Origin of the sequence: Nocardioides sp. (assembly GCF_034670285.1) — a bacterium.
GTDB lineage: Bacteria > Actinomycetota > Actinomycetes > Propionibacteriales > Nocardioidaceae > Nocardioides.
On record NZ_JAXMNS010000386.1, the window covers coordinates 1 to 3581 of the forward strand.

The window sequence follows — 3581 nt, forward strand, 5'->3', positions numbered from 1 at the left end:
AAGATGGCCCTGCGGGTCGTGCAGAACGCCGAGATCACGCTCGAGGACGTCTTCGTCCCCGAGACCCACCGACTCGCTCGCGCCGACTCGTTCGCCAGCACCTCCGAGGTACTGCGCGTGACTCGCATGGGCGTCGCCTGGCAGGCCACCGGCTGCGCGCGCGGCGCCTTCGAGCACGCGATGCGCTACACCAAGTCCCGCGAGCAGTTCGGCCAGTCCATCGCCGGCTTCCAGCTCGTGCAGGACCTGCTGGTCAAGATGCTGTCGAACGTCACGGCCTCGACCGCGGTGAACGTCCGCGCCTCGCAGCTGCAGGACGCCGGCAGCCTGCGCGACGAGCACGCCTCGTTGTGCAAGGTCCACTCGACCGTGCGCATGCGCGAGACGGTCGGTTGGGCACGCGAGGTGCTCGGCGGCAACGGGATCCTGCTCGAGCACCACGTGGGCCGCTTCGTGGCCGACGCCGAGGCGATCTACTCCTACGAGGGCACGCGGGAGATCAACACCCTCATCGTCGGCCGCGCCATCACCGGAGAGAGCGCCTTCGTGTGAGTCGTGTGCCCGCGCGACCCGGCGCCGTCTAGGCTGCGCCCTGTGCGCCTTGCCACCTGGAACGTCAACTCCCTCCGCTCGCGCATCGAGCGGGTGGAGGCGTTCCTCGCGCGGCACGACGTCGACGTGCTCGCGCTGCAGGAGACCAAGGCCCGCGAGGACCAGCTGCCGCTGATGGGTCTGCAGTCGATGGGCTACGAGGTGGCCGCTGCCGGCTACCACCAGTGGAACGGCGTGGCCATCATCAGTCGCCTCGGCCTGGACGACGTCGAGGTCGGCTTCCCCGACATGCCGCCCTTCGGCGACCCACCGGTGGCCGAGGCGCGCGCCATCGGCGCCACGTGCGGCGGAGTCCGGGTGTGGTCGCTCTACGTGCCCAACGGCCGCAAGATCGACGACCCGCACTACCTCTACAAGCTCGAGTGGCTCGAGCGGCTGCGCGCGAACGCCGCGACCTGGGCCGACTCCCCCACCGCGCTCGTCGGCGACTGGAACATCGCACCCACCGACGACGACGTCTTCGACATCGCACAGTTCGCCAAGAGCACCCACGTCACACCCCGCGAGCGCGCCGCCTTCCAGGCGATCCTCGACGAGGGTTACGTCGATGTCGCCCGGCCGCACACCCCGGGGCCGGACAGCTATACCTACTGGGACTACTACCGCCAGCGTTTCGAGCGCAACCGCGGCCTGCGCATCGACTTCGTGCTCGGGTCCACAGCCTTCGCCGGTCGCGTGACGGGCGCCTTCGTCGATCGGGACGAACGCGCCGGCACCGGTGCCTCCGACCATGCCCCCGTCGTGGTGGACCTGAGCGAATGAGGACTATCTGATGGTCTCGGTCGAGAGCACACTCATCGACGTCCTGTCGGACGCGGCCATCGAGATGCCCTGGCCCGGCGACGAGGTCGAGGAGCGCCTGATCGAGTGGTGCCGTCGTGCCGTGGTCGCGCGGACCTCCATCGAGGTCGCACCGGCTCCACTCCCCGACGCCAGCGTGCTCTTCTCGGAGAACCGCTACCTCGTCGCTCGCCGGCCACCGGGGGCGCCGCCGTTCACGGGTCTCGACCGCCGCGTGATGACCGCTCTCGCCACCATGGCCAACGCTTCCAAGGAGGCGGCTCGGCGCGACGAGGGACTGCGACGACGCGCGGTCACCGACGACCTCACGGGCCTGTGGCAGCACGGCTTCTTCCGTGAGCTGTTCGAGGACACGATGGCCAATCGCAACGCCGAGCGGCTCGGGGTGCTCTTTCTCGACATCGACCGGTTCAAGGACCTCAACGAGCAGTTCGGCCACCTCGACGCCGACGAGGTGCTGCGTGAGACCGGCGCCCGCATCCGCTACGGCCCCTTCCCCGACGAGATCATCGCCGGGCGCGTCGGCGGCGACGAGTTCGCAGTCGTGGTGCGTCGAGTGGCCGACACCGAGCATCTCGACAAGATCGTGGAGGACCTCAGCGCGTTCCTGCGGGCGCCGATCCCGGTCAACGACCTGATGCTCTCGGTCGACGTCAGCATCGGCGCCGCGCTCTCCACCGACCTCGTCGACGACCCGGAGCACCTGCTGCGTGCCGCGGAGCGGCGGATGCGCGAGAACAAGCAGTCGCGCCCCGGCCCCAGCTATCCGCGGTGGTACGACGAGAGCACGTTGCTGCGCGAGATGCTGGACGAAGGGCGGGTCCGGGTGGCCTACCAGCCGATCGCCGACATCACCACCGGCAAGATCCGCGGCTACGAGGCCCTCGTGCGTGGTCAGCACCTCGAGGTCGGCCAGGTCTCCCCCCTGCTCATGGTCGGGTCCGCCTCCAAGCTGCGCATGCTCGACGAGCTCACCGAGGTCGTGCTCGACAGCGCCCTGACCACGATGACCGAGGTCGTGCAGACCGCCGGCGAGCCGGTGGCGCTGAGCATCAACGTGGAGTTCGAGCAGCTGCGCAGCGACAGCCGCCTCCTCGAGTCGCTCCCGGAGCGTCTCGACGGCACGGGGGTCCACCTGGTCCTGGAGATCTCGGAGCGCCACGTCGCCCGGTGGACGCCGTCGCAGCGGATGCTCGCGGCTCAGCTCTCCGAGGCCGGCATCGGGTTCGCCGTCGACGACTTCGGAGCCGGGTACTCGGCCCTCGGCGTGCTCAACAGCTATGCGTGGGAGTGGGTCAAGATCGACCGCAGCCTCGTCTCCGAGGGTGGCGGACAGGCCGGACGGACGCTGCTGGGCCACGTGTCACGGATGCTCGACGACCTGACCCTGACCCCGGTCGCCGAGGGCATCGAGACCTTGGAGGAGCTCGGCCACGCGCGGGCGATCGGCGTCACGCTCGGTCAGGGGACGCTGCTCGGCTCGCCCACGCCAGGGCCCCGTGTGATCGCCTCGGTGGCCGATCACGGTCTGCTCCTGCCCGACCTCCAGCTCTAGAAGCGGCCCCCTGGCGTCGCGGCGCGCCTGATTGTCGGTGGTCGCCGTCATCCTGGACTCATGGAGATCTCGACCCCCGCCCTGCTGCTCGTGTGCCTCGGCCTGCTGCTGGCGGCGGGCCTCGGCGCCGTCGCGGGCTATGCCACCGCCATGGCTCGTCCGCGACCTCACTCCCCCGCCGAAGAACGGCTGACGCGCGCGCTCGACCAGCAGGCGGGTGAGGAGGCAGTGGTCCGCGAGAGCCTCGAGCGCCTCCACGACCAGATGCGCGACCTCGAGCACACCCGCATCGCCTGGCAGAGCCAGCTCCACGAGCAGGTCAGCGACATGCGCCACTCCACCGAGACCCTGCGCCGCGAGACCCAGAGTCTCTCGACCGCGCTCCGCCGGCCCCAGGTCCGCGGCCGCTGGGGCGAGCTGCACCTACGACGGGCCGTCGAGCTCGCCGGGCTCGTCGACCGCTGCGACTTCCACGAGCAGGTGCAGCTCGACGACGGTGCCCTGCGTCCCGACCTCGTCGTGCACCTCTCCGGCGGGCGCCAGGTCGTCCTGGACGCCAAGGTGCCCCTCGACGCCTACCTCGATGCGACGAGCACCGACGAGGACGACGCAC

General features: G+C 70.3%; 4 protein-coding genes. All 4 read left to right on the forward strand.

What is annotated here, in order from left to right; all coding sequences use genetic code 11:
* Nucleotides 1-552 (forward strand): acyl-CoA dehydrogenase family protein (locus VOI19_RS16315; RefSeq protein WP_323794020.1); only part of this gene is annotated, 552 nt, incomplete at its 5' end.
* Nucleotides 553-594: 42 nt separating this feature from the next.
* Nucleotides 595-1374, forward strand: coding sequence for an exodeoxyribonuclease III (locus tag VOI19_RS16320; protein ID WP_323794021.1), 780 nt, complete (start codon nt 595-597; stop codon nt 1372-1374).
* A gap of 10 nt (nt 1375-1384) precedes the next feature.
* Nucleotides 1385-2968 (forward strand): bifunctional diguanylate cyclase/phosphodiesterase, encoded by a 1584-nt coding sequence (locus VOI19_RS16325; protein WP_323794022.1) that lies wholly within the window; start codon nt 1385-1387, stop codon nt 2966-2968.
* A gap of 60 nt (nt 2969-3028) precedes the next feature.
* Nucleotides 3029-3581, forward strand: a 553-nt coding sequence (locus tag VOI19_RS16330; RefSeq protein ID WP_323794023.1) for a DNA recombination protein RmuC, incomplete at its 3' end; no start/stop codon positions are given.

What these genes read in the sequence shown, in the direction of transcription:
- VOI19_RS16325 (WP_323794022.1), top strand. Translation starts at nt 1,385, where the DNA reads ATGGTCTCGGTCGAGAGCACACTCATCGACGTCCTGTCGGACGCGGCC.